The following is a 14,277-nucleotide window of genomic DNA, read 5'->3' on the forward strand; positions in this document are numbered from 1 at the left end:
CCAAATCAGGTTCCGCCATTGGCTACCGGGCCTACCGCGGTGCCGCCGCAAGTTCCGACTGCAACTCCCAATCAAGTTCCGATAGCTATCCCTGGCCAGGTTCCGCCTCAACCTACCGGCCCAACAGCGGTGCCGCCACTTGTGCCCACCGCGACACCAAACCAAATACCAGTCGCAGTTCCTGGTCAGGTCCCGCCTCAGCCCACCGGTCAAACTGCTGTGCCACCGCTCGTCCCGACTGCAACACCAAACCAAATTCCGGTCGCAGTGCCCGGCCGTGTTCCGCAACCCAGCGGTACAACAGCGACGCCACCGCTTGTCCCAACAGCAACCCCCAATCAGGTTCCCACGGCGGTTCCTGGCCAGGTTCCACAGTTGACACCAAAACCTACGGCAACTCACGTGGCCGTCCCAGGGCATCCGAAACCACAAGGCGTCGTGACAATCATGCGCCCTAAGCCGAGGCCGACGACCGGTACTGTCCAGCGACCTGGAACAACTCAAGTGACCCACCATATAACCCACCAAAGCAATGCGAAGAAACACGATCACGTCGCAGCAACACCTGGGCGGCATGATCCGCACGACCTACCGAGATTCCGCAACGCGGCGGCCAAGGAAGACTGGGAATGCGTTGCCAGCGGATTTGGGCAACGTCGGTATGATGCCGGGCGCGGCGTGTTGCTGAACAGCGGGGCACTACGACACCTTGGAAATGTGGATGCGATGGCTCGTGATGTACCAGCACGGCACCCGAAGCATTCCGGATGCATTATCTCGGTCAAACGAAAGCAGCGGTGAAGTCCGCTTGGTAAATTACGTGGTGCGCTCATAACGCTGCATTCCCAACATTGATTTCATTGAAGAAAATCTTGGAAGCTTGCCCATAACTCTGCGCGGTATTTGCGCATAACTTTGCACGATTTGCCCATAAGTTTGCGCGTTTCAAGGTACGCGCCCAATTTAAAATAGTATCTGCATGGATTCTACAACTTTAAAGCACTGTACTTCAATCATAAGTGCATTTTGATTGGCAGCCTTCAACCTTTGACCGATCAAAGTGGTTCACTCGCACGCTGGCGATAGACCGCCAGAACGAACTTCAGCGGCTGGAGCTTGAGTTCTGCGGCAGAGCCTTTGAAACCAATAACAGCCCGCAGGAAATTGCGATGGGTTGGTTCAACACTCATCTGGCCGGACATCAATACCAAGGTATGATATAGTTCCATTATGAGCACCGAAACCTTAATCAGCCTTATCCTGTCATTTGTTCTCACCAGCCTATGTATTTGGTTGGTGCGTCGCGTCGTAAAACACAGCGGTCGAGACAGAACAGTAGACCCAGAGGCCGTGAAAGAACTAATGCGCACCATCGACTGGTCGCAGCTCGATAGAGTATTGGATCGGCCCCGGTGACAAGTGGCCCAACGGGGAATGCTCTTAGCGAGTGCCTCAGGGATCGCTTGGCTTTGAAATGATCTTGCGCAAATTTGAAAACCGCCCACGAACAATGAAAATAATATGTTGAATCGTTGCGCTTATCTGACAGTCACCCCGATAGATTCGGATGTCGACAACCATCGTTAAGAGCATTGGTGTAGTCCGCCTTGGACTTTGAGCGGCTATCCGTTGAATCTTGCTAATTACGGCACCCGCCCAACGCAGCACAGTGCAGCGCTCTTTAGCGTACTCAGCTGCTGATCAGAACTTCACGGAACATAACGTTCCGGCTTCGGAGACTGAATACTCTCCAAATACTCAGCAATTTCGATAAGTCCGGAAGGGATACGCGTAACCAAACCGTTGCCCGTATCGAATTCGACAGCAGGGCCGTCATTCAATTCGGTGATTATCGGCATGTCATCGCGAGGTTCTTGAACTTTCAAATAACCGTCCAAGATCGACATGACCTCCAACATGGGCCACACACCCCCTCTGCGTTCGGAAATCTTTGTTAAATCAGCAGGCACTGTTTTCAAATCAGTGGCGTCAGGCCCATTTCCTGTCGCATCGACTCCGTGACACCTGGTGCAATGCTCGAAAAAAAGGTCTTTCCCAAAGTCCAAAAACTCGTCGGCCGCAGATATCGTTGGAACCGAAGAAATTACTATGCTTGCAACGATCATAAAGTACCTCATAAGTTGGAGGTCCTTTGCCAAACGAGAGTTTATTACAACAGAAATGGACCGACATCTTCCCCCGGTCAACGTCGGTCCTTTACCATATAACACTTGCTATCCTATGGCCCAAAACCGATTGATGGGGACAGGCAGCAACGAGCTCAGAACAGCTTCACCATTTAACATTCGAAATTTAGCATGTGAAAGCGCTCGGCTCTTTGACATAAATCATATGTCACTTCGCAGTCTGCCAGAATTGGACTCGACACGCCAATTCGGCCAAATGATTTTGAATGACTGCTTACGCCTAGCAGAGCACGGCGCTTCACAATGCTAGGCCTGGAATTGTCACCGGGTCAAAAAAAGGTGCAGGTCCAGAACACCGGCAAACGATCAATTGCTGACCTAGCGCCAAAAACACTAATCTACTGTTGGATGCTTTCTAAGAAAAACAATAACCCTGCTAACTCGCGCGGTGTGGGCGTCAAGACACCCTCGATTTCAACCGGAACCAGGTCTTCCGCCATTTCCCCGCCAAATTCCGGCATAACCCGAGCAAGATGGCTGTTTCCTGGGTCGCCATAGATGTAGCTTAGGGCCCGTGCTTGAGGGAAAGTGCCTCCGTTCTTCGCGCTCAATGTTGTCAAATCTGTTGGCGCAACGGAAAGACCGCTGCTTGCCGGGCCACCGCCTCTGCCATCCACACCATGACAAGAACTACAGTTTTCTGAGAAAAAGGCTGCCCCATCAGCGCGAGTGGGCATGACGTCGGCGTCAGGATACAGATCTGTACACGACGCTGTGGCCAGAGCAATAAATCCAACCGATAATATTTCCCACCTTTTATCGTGCATGCTCAACCCCGGATTTTAATCCAGCCTACGGTCTATTGTAGCACCTGGCAATGACAGCAACTGGGGTTAAAAATCAGGAAGGGTCAACTTTACAGACTCTTACAAGAACTTGGACATTGCCGCTCACCAAGGGGGGGTGAAAGCTATTTCTAGACCTTCTATGTCTGCGGGCATTTCACTTTTGAGAATCTAAGCAGAGTATTCGACAATCAGGATTGGGAGATCCAAACATGCCGGAAGCTTCGTCCCGAATAGTTTGGCTCGAAGCGATAGGGGCGATCCTAATGATCCTACTTGGGTCCGGGCTGCACTTTGCATTTGTTTTGCTTGGAAGTTGGACGCCAATGGCGCTTGTGGCAGCTGTCAACGAGTCAATTTGGGAACACTTAAAGCTGGCTTTTTGGCCAGGCTTGTTTTGGGCCTGCCTAATGCCGCTTCCACCCCGACTTACAAGAAGGGACGTATTTAGTGCTAAAGGAGTTAGCCTCGCAATTACTGCTATTTTAATTGTAATAGTATTCACAGCATACACAGCGATATTTGAGCGCAACTTTTTGTTGATTGATATTGGAATATTTGTTGCAGCAATTTGCATCGGCCAGATCGTGTCAATTCTGCTGCTTGCTTACGAAGATCAAATACCTGCACTCATTCATGTATTCGGCCTGGTTCTCCTTGGGGTTCAAGTCGTCGCCTTCAGTACCCTAACATTTTTCCCTCTTAATCACTGGCTGTTCATTGAAGCACAATCTGGCACGATAGGTATTCCTGCCCGTTAGATGGACAGTCGGTCCTATTGGTGACGCATGCTTGCATCCCCATGAATTTCAAAGACGATTTTCCCAAGCTTGACGGGCCCTAAACAGGGCGTTTGAGTAGAGGCATGGACCGTTGGATTTCGGATTCGATTGCCAAGATCAATGCAGATGCTCACCGCTCTGCCGATACGCACCTTTTCAAGCTTCCCGTCCGGGGGCTGAAGGGCGTAGACATCTATCTCAAGGATGAAAGTACACATCCCACTGGCAGCCTCAAGCACAGGCTGGCACGCTCGCTTTTCCTTTATGCGCTTGTAAACGGGAAAATATGGGAAGAGACACGTGTAATCGAAGCCTCGTCTGGCAGCACCGCCGTTTCAGAAGCTTACTTCGCCCGTATGATCGGAGTGCCTTTTACCGCGGTTCTCCCAAAATCTACCGCCAAGAGCAAAATCGACCTAATCCGGTTCCAAGGTGGGGAAATCCACTTCGTCGATGCGGCGCCGGACATGCACCAGGCCTCGGTTGAACTGGCAGCTGAAGTCGGTGGCTACTTCATGGATCAGTTTACGTACGCCGAGCGGGCGACGGATTGGAGAGGAAACAACAACATTGCAGAAAGCCTTTTTCGCCAGATGGAACGAGAGCCACATCCAATTCCATCGGTTATTGTGATGAGCGCGGGCACTGGCGGAACTTCAGCAACGCTGGGGCGGTACATTCGCTACAAGGGCTTTAAAAGTGAGTTGGTTGTTGTGGACCCCGAAAACTCAGTGTTTTTTGAAAGCTTTCGAACTGGAGACAGGACCCTGACCCGCCCCTGTTCAAGTCGTATTGAAGGTATCGGACGTCCCAAGGTAGAGAAGTCATTTTTGGCAGATGTAATCGACCGTATGATCCAAGTGCCCGATGCGGCAAGCATTGCGACTATGCTCTGGCTTGAAGATCGGATCAGGCGGCGGGCAGGCCCATCAACAGGCACAAACCTTTGGGGGGCTTTGCAAATTGCGCAAGAGATGGAGGCTGCCGGACGATCTGGCTCCATTGTCACTATTCTTTGTGACGACGGAAATCGTTATCTCGACACCTACTACGATCCGGAATGGGTGATGGAAAACTTCGGCGAAACCACCTCTTACGATGCTATTTTGGCGGGATATCACTGAATTCAAACGAAGAGGACAGCATGAAAAGGGTGAAATTTGTATTTGCAACGCTTCTGGCATCAATGGTCGCCGTGATGCTTTGCGCCACAACAGTTTTGGCCTCCTCTCAGGAAGCACAACGGATCATCGAAAGCGCAGCTGCTGATTGCAAAGACTTCGAGAATGGAGAGTTTGATCAGGGTGACGCTGTGACCGAGATCGAGCTGCGCTCCCAGTTTGGCACGGTTAAGGCTGAACTCGTAGATGAAAGCCAGTATTCCTGTTCTTCTGCTGCCTCTATGTACTGCGGAACAGGGGGGTGCATGCTCAATCTTATCGTCGACGGTGAGATCATGTCGTGGCAGGTAACGGGTTGGCGTCTTTTTGACTGGGGGCCTGACCGTATACTGCTTATTGGACGAGACGGTGGTTGGTGCGGAGGCGCAGGAGCCGAGGTTTGTTACGAGGCGCTAGTTTGGAGCAATGGGAAGATTTTAACCGTTGGTTCGGCGCCAGAGTAAGCCCGCGCAGCGCTAGCGGTTGTTTTACGCGCCTGGCCTAATGGCCCAGAACTTTTGGATCGAGCTTTATCTGTTCGACGGCGATTACCCAAAGTTTCGATTTATGACCTGAGCCTCCCCCACTGAACTGGTCCACCGTTATGTTTAGGAAACGGAGGACCACGAATGGCAAACAAGAGACCAAAGCCCGAAGAGATTGTCTCGAAGTTACGGCAGGTTGAAGTTCTGATGGGGCAAGGCATGTCCCGTCTTGATGCGATCAGGCAGATCGGCGTTGTTGAACAAACCTATTACCGCTGGAGAAAGAAGTACGGTGGAATGGGTGTAGATCAGTTGAAAGAACTCAAGCGGCTTCAGAAAGAGAACGAGCGACTGAGACGCGCGGTTTCAGATCTGACGCTGGACAAACTGATCCTGACGGAAGCCGCAAAGGGAAACTACTGAGCCCCGCTCGTCGTCGTGCCTGCATCGATCATGTTCGTAGCCATCTGAACGTTTCCGAGAGACGCGCCTGCCGCGTGCTTGGACAACACCGGTCCACGCAACGGCGTGTCCCAGAAGGTCGCGCAGACGAAGACCGATTGGTGGCCGACATGATCGAGCTGACCCGTCAATACGGTCGATATGGCTATCGCAGGATCGCTGCACTGCTGAGAGAGGCTGGCTGGTCTGTCAGTGATGGGCGGATTGAACGGCTTTGGCGACGGGAGGGGCTGAAAGTGCCAGTGAAACAACCGAAGAAAGGACGGCTCTGGCTGAACGATGGGTCGTGTGTTCGGCTACGGCCAGAGTTTCGCAACCATGTTTGGTCGTATGACTTCGTCCATTGCCGAACCGATGATGGAAAAGCCTTCCGAACGCTGAACATCCTTGATGAATACAGTAGGGAATGCTTGGCAATCAGGGTCGAGCGGAAACTGAACTCGACCGATGTAATCGACGTTCTGACGGATCTGTTCATACTTCGCGGCGTGCCGAGTTTCATACGTTCTGACAATGGGCCGGAATTTGTCGCCCAGGCTGTCCGAGACTGGATTGCTGCCGTCGGCGCCAAGACGGCTTACATCGAACCCGGCAGCCCATGGGAGAACGGATATTGTGAAAGCTTCAATGGCCGGTTCAGGGATGAGCTACTCAACGGAGAGATCTTCTACAGCTTGCGCGAAGCACAAATCCTGATCGAACAATGGAGAAAACACTACAACACAAAACGACCCCACAGTGCTCTGGGTTACCGCCCGCCAGCGCCCGAAACCATCATCCCGATGGATCACAGGCCGATGATGCACTAACAATCAACTTGGACCAGTCAGTTGAGGCTGCTCATTCGTCGTTTGGTGAAAGGCAATTTCCTTTGATCCGTTCTCGTAAATTTGCAAAGTCCGAAATGCTAACCGAACAGACCTTTGTCCGAGACTACACCCGATACCAGTTTTCAACTTCTCGGGCGGCTTCTTCGGCTGTAAAAGTAGTCTCTACCTCTGCGATTGCGTACTTTACTTCGTCTGAGCTAGCACTGAGTTCTAAGGCGTCCGCATCCAGATCATGGGCTGACCCTGCATTTGAATAGATCGTATCGACCCCAATTCTGATGGCGTGTCGGAGTTGCAGCAGGTGCTCAAAAAACCGCACATAAATCATCTCCTCGTACGGAGAATGAATATCCGCTTCAGAGATCAAGCCCAATTCTGCGGCCTTGGCACACGTCAAACGCCAAGCCAGTTCCATTGTGGATGGTGGCGCGTCCCTGGCCTCTTCAGGATGTCCGGGGTTCGCAAACGTAGATCTTCGAATAGCTTCGAGATTGGCACGTAAGCCCTTTGTGGGAACCGGATAGATGAATTTGGTTTCCTCGGAAGCTAAGGCAGGCTCAATCTGATCCGGCTGCGCCTGGATGAACTCTGAAAACCTGTTTCCGATGATAGGGACTTCGCCCACAATCATGTCTGTGGGATCGGAATTCTCCACCTGCCATCGCGCTAAGGTTCTCCGGCCCCACAATCCGGCGGCCCTTCGGATCAACGGATGAGTTCCATCCGAAACATCTGGATACTTTGTTAGTATGTCTTCGGTCTGAAACGCCGCGAGCCCCTTATCCCAACGCATGATATGCACGCGACGTCCCAAGGAGATCGCAATGGATATTTGCTGGCGCAATAGGAATGACTTTCCAGATGCCGGCAATCCAGTGAAGAAAACCATGCGGCAACGACGTGCAGCGTCCGCTAGGTGTCTTCCAATTTCTGCGTCCGCAAAACTGTCCTTAGAAATTACGAATCTCCTTGTTCGGTGTCGGCAACAGCGTTAGGTAGCAAACGCAACTTGGTTCCAGAGCCGCTACAAACATTCTACGCCCGCCATTCTGAAAGCGATGTTTGCAAGCAATCGCGGCGTTAGTTCTCTGAAACTTCAATACCGGCAATGCGAAGCCCATCCATTATCTTTTCGATCAGCTCCGTTGGCATTCCACGCGCTCGATACGGTGAGCGTGGATCGTCAAGAAACTCCGGGTGTTCGTTTTGCAAGCGTCGCGCCATCTCTTGCGCCTTTTGTTGCTCGCCTTCCAAAGCATAGCTTGCAGTCAGGGTTGCCATCGACATGGTGGATTTCGGCGTACCCCAGCTCAAGATGACTTTTTGTGCCTCATCATAATTGCCTCGCAAGATCGCGTGCAGCACCCAAGCGTTATCGTAGCCAGGATGAAGTTTGGGGTTGAGGTCTTTTGCGCGGGAAATCCACTCTTTACCTTTTTCAAACTCGCCGGAGTAAGCAAGAAAGATACCCAGATCCGCGAGGATCCAGGAATCATTGGGACTAAGCTCCGTGGCGTTCTTTGCGTGTTCAAAGAAGACCGCCTTGTCTTCTCCCGTCATTCTGCTGAGGATTGCCAGGGCGTAGTGCGCATCCGCATTGTCCGGGTCTTCCTCAAGTGCACGTGTGGCGGCGTCTCGGGCCTTATTTGCCCAATCCGGATCGGTGTCGAATGATCGTTTCTTAGACTCGAGATAGTTAAAGGCCAATCGCGACCAAGCAAGAGAGTAACCAGGTTCTTCCTTCACGGTTCGCAATAGACAGTCCCGAGCCTTGCGATGCGCTTCAATGCTGAAACTTTGATAAAACCAGAATCCCAACAGATAACATTCATAGGCTTCCAGGTTTTCCGGTGCCTTGTCGCGGATAGCCTGCTGTACAGAAGTGTTGAACAACGGGGCATCGCTTGAACCGATTTGCGAGGCGACCTTTCTTGCAATCTCAACCTGGATATCCAGGACATTTGCGATACTGAGGTCCATATCAAAGGGGCCCGGCGGTGTGAGTTGACGGCAAGTCCTTGCATTGATGAATGTAGTTGTCACGCGCAGTTTCGAGTCAGACCGTTGGGCCGTGCCGCCAAGTATGTAATCGGCCCCTAACGCATCCCTGATCGCTTCGCAATCTTTGTTACTGCTGAAGTCGGCTCCAGCTTCGGGAGCTATAACAAACAGGTTAGAGAACTTCGCCAACAAGGCGTTAAGATCACGCGTCAAACCTTCAGCGAAATACTCGTCTTCCTTGTTTTCCCCGATTGTTTCAAAAGGTGTAATGACAATCCGCGCACCTGACGGAAGGTCGCGCGGATCATCTCTTCCAAATACAAAAAAAGCTGAAATCGCGGTAGCTGTGGCGACAACAGCCGTCGCGGCAGTCCATCGGATCGCTGCGCTGCGCTTGGGTTTGACCGCAAGTTCCGGAGGCCAGGTCCAAACCTCGACCTTATTGGCGATATTCTTCAATTCATGGGCGCCAGCATGCGCAAATTCCGCGTCCACCTTTCCCGAAAGTTGATCGGCAACTGCTTTGGAAACACAAAGGCCTCCGGGCGGTGCGATTGCTTCCAACCGAGCCGCAATGTTGACACCGTCTCCCAGCAGGTTATCGCCATCTGCCACGACATCACCGAGATGTATTCCGATACGAAGGTTCATGCGCCCTTTTTCCGGCAGATCGAGGTTCCGGACCTTCAGCTCTCTTTGAATTTCCAATGCACAGCGGGACGCGTCCGTTGCACTTGTGAATTCAGCGATGACGCTGTCACCCGCGCTGCCGAACACGCGACCACCGTAGTTTGAGATGAGGCCATCAATGAGTTTTCGGTAGCCCTTTAGCGCTGTAATGGTGCCCTCTTCATCACGCTCGATCAGGCGTGAGAATCCCACAAAATCCGCAGCCATAATGGCAGTTAGACGGCGTTCCATAAGTCCCCCCGTACCACTTTAATGAAAGTTACCTGGGTTCTCGAACAAAATCTAAGTTCTTTCCCAAGCTCATAACTACTCATTTGGATAGAGATAGACCGGCCAACTTTGCCTAGACTTCAGATGGTTCACAAACGCTTGGCCGCTGCCTTCGGAGATGCGCAACGCTGTGCTATGATCTTCTGTGACCTAACCACAGAGGTACACTTTTGATGCGACCCGAAACGCGCAATCGCATTTTGACGCTCGGTATTGCCATTGCTGTTATTGCTGCGAAGCCGAACGCTGCCCTCGCTTCTGATGGAGAGTGTGGTGCGCCAGATGCACCGTGCACACTGGAAGGCGGTAAATACTACGTGGCCCTGCCAGAGGCTCCGGATGAACGACCTGCCGTCATTTGGTTGCACGGTTATGGACGGTCTGGCAAGGCGATGATCCAGAATTCCGCCTATGTTGACCCTTTCATCCGGCGTGGCTACGCGGTGATTATGCCGAGCGGGCAGCCCAGTATTAATGACAAAGACCTCGATTGGGGTGTGGCTGACGGATATGACCTGGCGCGCGATGATGTAGCCTTTATCGACGCCGTACGCGCCGACGCGGTGGAGCGCTTCGGAATTGACCCGTCGCGAATACTGATCGCAGGCTTCTCCCGCGGCGGCTCGATGGTCTGGGACATTGCGTGCCAAGCGCCAGAGATGGCAAGAGGTTTTGCCGCTGCGGCTGGGGCGTTCTGGGAGCCTATGACCACTGAGTGCGATGCGCCAGTTCACCTGTTTCACGTACACGGCTTCAAAGACAGAATGGTGCCGTTCGAAGGCCGAGAGCTGACATGGGAGGGTGTCGATTTTCACCAGGGTAACGTCATGAAGGGCTTGGACGTCTGGCGCCGAGAAAACGCCTGCTTAGGTAGCGCGGAAAACAGCTTTGGCGACGATGGTTCGATGCAGAAGGATTGGATGGACTGTGAGGCCGGCTCGATTCGGTTGAAGGTCACCAAAGGCGGACACGGCGTTCCGGAGGGCTGGCGGGACGCGGTGCTAGACTGGTTCGAAGCTCTACCTTGAGCACTCGAGTGCCTGCCGACCCTCCGCGAGTTTTGATCTGATGGGCATTCAGTAGCATTCAACATGATTGGTAAAAGGGGTTGAGAATGAGAGAGCAAGTTTCCGACTACTATGGTCCCAGCCGCAGGCTGATCGACCAGATAGCTGATAGCCTGAAGGCCGCGAGCATTGACCCGAAGAAACTACGCGCCGCGGATTTCTAACCAATCAATGAGTACCATTTCCGAGGCAGACAGACGACTTTACAGTTATTGGAGAAACTGAAGTTAACGACAGGCGCGAATGTACTTGATATTGGTAGTGGCTTGGGTGGGGTCACCAAAACAATTGCAGAAGAAGCAAGCGCTAAGGTTAGAGGCATTGATCTGACGCAAGAGTTTTGCGACGCAGCCAAAACCATTTCCGATTGGAAACGTTAGAACAACATCAATTCAAGGGATGTTGAGGCCGTTCTCTCGTCCGAAATCGGTATAGAAGCTGTCACTGCGGCATCGGTTTAAAGTGGCTTCGTCCGCTTCTCTTGGGTCGGTGCCAGGGCTTTGGACACCTGTTCCTTCTATGAAGCGATTCACGAGATTAAAGACACCGCAAACTTGGATAGCATCGAACAGCGCACTCTCCGACCAGCCTGCCGCGTAGACTGCTTTTGCGTCGGCTTCCGTCATTCGGGATGGTGAGACGGTGAGCTTTTCAATGTATGCCAGTAACGGTTTGAGTTGGTCTTCGACGGGTGCTGTATCGCGGTCTTCCATCAGTGCCTCGATTGTCTCGACCTCAATGCCGTAGGCTTTGGCGAAAACGATGTGCGCCCCATGGCAATACGCACAAGCATTCAAGCCAGAGACATAAGCTGCGATTAGTTCACGCTCAGCAACCGAGAGGTCGCTCTCGCCCCTCATAACCAGGCTTTCGTACGCGCAAAGCGGCGAAAGTTTGTCTGGAAAGGCTTGATAGACACTTCCAAGCGTCGCGTTCTCAGGCAGAGATGGAAACAGGCGTTTCATTCAATTCTCTTTCAGTCTTGCTTTGGATAGCTTTGTCTCAAAGTGAGGAACCTAACGGTGCATACGCAACCTTAAAGCAATTCTGGGATCCGCACAGAGCTTCTGTTGGAATACATCCGAAGGTAAGTTTGCCTAACAACACCCCAACGTGATCGTAGTTTGGCTATCTGCGGTGCCCAATTGCAGCTTACTCCCAATCGCCAGCAGACGAGCGCCACGTCTTAGCTTCCGCATCCCAAACACTGGCTGTTGTGCAAGGCGTCGGGTTTATTCCGTCACAATTGGTTCCGTGGACGTCAGCAAGGACAATGCGTTGACGCCCGAAGTCAACGACCGTCCAGCCCTGGTTGAGCAAGGAGTGAACCTCCTCTTCAATCAAGAAGTGCGACATGCATCCGCCAGTGCCGCAGTAAAGAGATGCGGCGCTCGAACACGCAAAACCAGACTCATTCAGAACCCAGTCGCGTTGTAGATCTCCGTCAAGATCCACCCTTTCAACCGCGCCCCAATCTAAGTCAAACTGACCGTTGTTGAACTCTGCGCAGGCCAGTGCCGCCAGATCAACCTTCGCCCGCAAACCGGTTGGAAGTTGCGAACCGTCAGCCGCGAACGCTGGTGAGGTCCAAACTAGACCCGAACCCAGCACAATCGAGGAAACCAAACATTTAAACTGGCTTACCAATTGGGAAATCGGTTGGAGGGGGGCATCAATTGCATTGATCATACCTATAGTCCCCGTATTCCAGCCAGTTTGCCGAGCCTTCGCTAAAAATCAGAAACTCGGACCTGTCTTCCCCAAGCAGCGCGACGACAAATCCGGCCGGCGGCTCATAGTTTCCAAAGTAACTGTAGGCCGTCATGGCTCTGATCGACTCGCCGTTGACCGTTACTCGTGCGTCCCACTCTCCCTCCGGATTGTCCAAAATTACGGGTTCGATCACGCGCTCAATCGCTCCGCCACCACAATAGACGATGCCTTCGGGTGCTTCGTAAGAAGCCCCCAGACTAGGATCTGAATCGCACGCGGAACGAAGGGACCGAATTGCCGCGCTGGAACCTTTCAAGTCAAAGATCCCATAGCTGACATCTTGATCAATCATCGACAGATTGACCGCCGCATTGGCCGCAAGCTGGTCCAGTACAAAACCATAGTCCTGCTGACTATCAAAACTGATCTCGACGGGATAATTGTCGACGATCTGCAAGGCAGCGTTTTCAGCGCCAACCTGAAAAGCACCAACCTCGGTTGTGCCGTTCTTCAAAAAACGAATAGACAGCCCCTGCTTGTCCATAATGTCCTGGCTGTCCTCGTATCCAGCCGGAGCAAAGCGGATACGGTTGCACTGAAGCTCCAGCGTCATGTTTCCGGTCTGAATAAATGCATTGGGACTGGAACCGGAACTGAAGGACCACTCAGCCGATGCAGTGGTCGCCATTGCCATCATAAGCGTTCCAATGGAAATCGTCTTGAAACTCATTTTCTCTCTCCATGGTGTTGCGGTTCGCACTTTCATTCAGCAGAGATTCCGGCCGTTGCCCGGGCAACCAGGTCAGGAAACAGGTGCACCGTACTCGTTCGCTCCTTCTACCGAAGGGCGCGTCAGCCACCAGATCATAAGGATGGACAGAACCAATTGAAGAATTGAGACAACAACAAAACCGGTTACGCCCAGGACTGCCGCCGGTCCTCGCAACGCATCGGGGTTTTCGGTCCCTTGCTCCAATACCGAAAAGAACGCTACCCCACCCAGCATAACAAAAAGCGTTATAATGCTGAGCGCCATCGGCAGCAGCAAGTACCAACCAGGTCGTCCCGTATCATGCAGCCGCCGCCAACCGGCGGCCAGCATAGGTATGATAACGGCCAGTTGGAAAACAGAGGACAGAACCCGAGATCCTTGCCCTGTTTCGGGGTCGGTCCCGAATATGATTGTATCCAACACAGCCAAAGCAGCACTCACGAGAACCACAAACAAGAAGAACCACCAGTATTCTGAGCGTATCGCCCGACCGGAGAACTGGAAGTATTTCGAGAAACACGATTTAACGGCTTCACCAAATCCCATTTTTCAATCCTTTCTTAATTTCTGTGCGGCCTCAAACGCTTTGCCGCTCAGGAGAACGCACTCGCCCCTACGGATGCTCCCACTTACCTTTTTGTTTGAACGCAGAGGCCTATCGTACGAGAGCGTAGAGAAATTTACGCGCGGAAAAAATATTGATTTATTAAAAATTAGATTCAAACATGCGAATTCGACACAGCTTTATTTTACCTCCGTTGTTGTCGCTGTCGCCCGATGTGTCGGGCCCTTCCGACTGCTAGAGTGAGTGCTGGCGGTCGGAAGGCACTTTACAATGATTGAGCCTTGGGAGGACGCCATGCTTAGACTCAACGAACTAGCCCTCCCTCCAGAGTTCGCTCTAGCTTTTTGCAGTGACGCCATTCTGCCATCACGCGTTGTTGGCGGTCTCGGTAGTCAACGAAAAATCGTTCCGCCGACCAAGCCCTCCGCGGCAAGTTTTGGGTAAGACAGTCACAGGATGGAAGCATGTTCTGTTGGGTACTCAGACGC

17 protein-coding genes are annotated in these 14,277 nt (G+C 52.4%); 7 read left to right on the plus strand and 10 right to left on the minus strand.

The genetic code is table 11. The features are described 5' to 3' along the window. Positions 1–112: 112 nt before the first annotated feature. Positions 113–373, minus strand: coding sequence for a hypothetical protein (locus ACT2B1_RS00140; RefSeq protein ID WP_481668348.1), 261 nt, complete (start codon positions 371–373; stop codon positions 113–115). Between the two features lie 131 nt (positions 374–504). On the opposite strand from ACT2B1_RS00140, the gene ACT2B1_RS00145 reads away from it, so the two are divergent. Continuing rightward, entirely contained in the window at positions 505–801 is a 297-nt protein-coding gene (locus ACT2B1_RS00145) for a hypothetical protein (protein WP_281995682.1), read from the plus strand. Positions 802–1,055: 254 nt separating this feature from the next. Here ACT2B1_RS00145 and ACT2B1_RS00150 read toward each other — a convergent pair whose 3' ends face one another. The 3 genes from ACT2B1_RS00150 to ACT2B1_RS00160 form a co-directional block, all read right to left on the minus strand. Continuing rightward, a complete protein-coding gene (locus ACT2B1_RS00150) occupies positions 1,056–1,229 on the minus strand; it encodes a hypothetical protein (protein ID WP_299641628.1) in 174 nt (57 codons plus the stop codon). 480 nt (positions 1,230–1,709) lie between these two features. Further along, positions 1,710–2,126: a cytochrome c gene (locus tag ACT2B1_RS00155; RefSeq protein WP_481668349.1), complete on the minus strand. Its 417-nt coding sequence runs from the start codon at positions 2,124–2,126 to the stop codon at positions 1,710–1,712. A gap of 419 nt (positions 2,127–2,545) precedes the next feature. Then, a complete protein-coding gene (locus ACT2B1_RS00160) occupies positions 2,546–2,974 on the minus strand; it encodes a c-type cytochrome (RefSeq protein ID WP_299641624.1) in 429 nt (142 codons plus the stop codon). Between the two features lie 230 nt (positions 2,975–3,204). Here ACT2B1_RS00160 and ACT2B1_RS00165 point away from each other — a divergent pair, with 230 nt between their 5' ends. The 4 genes from ACT2B1_RS00165 to ACT2B1_RS00180 all read left to right on the plus strand — a co-directional run bounded on the left by ACT2B1_RS00165 (position 3,205) and on the right by ACT2B1_RS00180 (position 6,690). Beyond that, positions 3,205–3,753 (plus strand): DUF6512 family protein, encoded by a 549-nt coding sequence (locus ACT2B1_RS00165; RefSeq protein ID WP_353390971.1) that lies wholly within the window; start codon positions 3,205–3,207, stop codon positions 3,751–3,753. 104 nt (positions 3,754–3,857) lie between these two features. Further along, positions 3,858–4,898 carry a PLP-dependent cysteine synthase family protein gene (locus ACT2B1_RS00170; protein ID WP_299641619.1) on the plus strand — a complete coding sequence of 347 codons (1,041 nt, stop codon included), beginning with the start codon at positions 3,858–3,860 and terminating at the stop codon, positions 4,896–4,898. A 20-nt stretch (positions 4,899–4,918) separates the two neighbouring features. Beyond that, a complete protein-coding gene (locus ACT2B1_RS00175; protein WP_299641617.1) occupies positions 4,919–5,398 on the plus strand; it encodes a hypothetical protein in 480 nt (159 codons plus the stop codon). Between the two features lie 165 nt (positions 5,399–5,563). Continuing rightward, positions 5,564–6,690, plus strand: a protein-coding gene (locus ACT2B1_RS00180; RefSeq protein WP_480721046.1) for an IS3 family transposase whose coding sequence is annotated in 2 segments (ribosomal slippage) — positions 5,564–5,828 and positions 5,828–6,690 — 1,128 coding nt in all. Because the reading frame shifts where the segments join, the coding sequence is not laid out codon by codon here. Positions 6,691–6,814: 124 nt separating this feature from the next. Here ACT2B1_RS00180 and ACT2B1_RS00185 read toward each other — a convergent pair. Both ACT2B1_RS00185 and ACT2B1_RS00190 read right to left on the minus strand, forming a co-directional pair. After that, positions 6,815–7,600, minus strand: a complete 786-nt coding sequence (locus tag ACT2B1_RS00185; RefSeq protein ID WP_353390965.1) for a hypothetical protein — start codon at positions 7,598–7,600, stop codon at positions 6,815–6,817. Between the two features lie 191 nt (positions 7,601–7,791). Then, positions 7,792–9,633: an adenylate/guanylate cyclase domain-containing protein gene (locus ACT2B1_RS00190; RefSeq protein WP_481668350.1), complete on the minus strand. Its 1,842-nt coding sequence runs from the start codon at positions 9,631–9,633 to the stop codon at positions 7,792–7,794. A gap of 212 nt (positions 9,634–9,845) precedes the next feature. Between ACT2B1_RS00190 and ACT2B1_RS00195 the strand changes: the two genes are divergently transcribed. Together ACT2B1_RS00195 and ACT2B1_RS00200 are read left to right on the plus strand one after the other, a co-directional pair. Then, on the plus strand, positions 9,846–10,700 hold the full coding sequence (locus ACT2B1_RS00195) for a CE1 family esterase (RefSeq protein ID WP_299637033.1): 855 nt from the start codon (positions 9,846–9,848) through the stop codon (positions 10,698–10,700). 251 nt (positions 10,701–10,951) lie between these two features. Beyond that, a complete protein-coding gene (locus tag ACT2B1_RS00200; RefSeq protein ID WP_353390963.1) occupies positions 10,952–11,119 on the plus strand; it encodes an SAM-dependent methyltransferase in 168 nt (55 codons plus the stop codon). Between the two features lie 12 nt (positions 11,120–11,131). On the opposite strand, the gene ACT2B1_RS00205 is transcribed toward ACT2B1_RS00200, so the two are convergent. The 4 genes from ACT2B1_RS00205 to ACT2B1_RS00220 all read right to left on the minus strand — a co-directional run bounded on the left by ACT2B1_RS00205 (position 11,132) and on the right by ACT2B1_RS00220 (position 13,770). Next, positions 11,132–11,704 carry a carboxymuconolactone decarboxylase family protein gene (locus ACT2B1_RS00205; RefSeq protein ID WP_481668351.1) on the minus strand — a complete coding sequence of 191 codons (573 nt, stop codon included), beginning with the start codon at positions 11,702–11,704 and terminating at the stop codon, positions 11,132–11,134. Positions 11,705–11,891: 187 nt separating this feature from the next. Then, positions 11,892–12,428, minus strand: coding sequence for a hypothetical protein (locus ACT2B1_RS00210; protein ID WP_353390961.1), 537 nt, complete (start codon positions 12,426–12,428; stop codon positions 11,892–11,894). Next, complete coding sequence (locus ACT2B1_RS00215) at positions 12,412–13,182, minus strand: hypothetical protein (RefSeq protein WP_481668352.1); 771 nt, start codon at positions 13,180–13,182, stop codon at positions 12,412–12,414. The genes ACT2B1_RS00210 and ACT2B1_RS00215 overlap by 17 nt, the downstream gene beginning before the upstream one ends. A gap of 72 nt (positions 13,183–13,254) precedes the next feature. Further along, complete coding sequence (locus tag ACT2B1_RS00220) at positions 13,255–13,770, minus strand: DUF805 domain-containing protein (protein ID WP_480536391.1); 516 nt, start codon at positions 13,768–13,770, stop codon at positions 13,255–13,257. Between the last annotated feature and the right edge of the window lie 507 nt (positions 13,771–14,277).

The sequence above is a fragment of the Ruegeria sp. S263 genome, assembly GCF_056780525.1.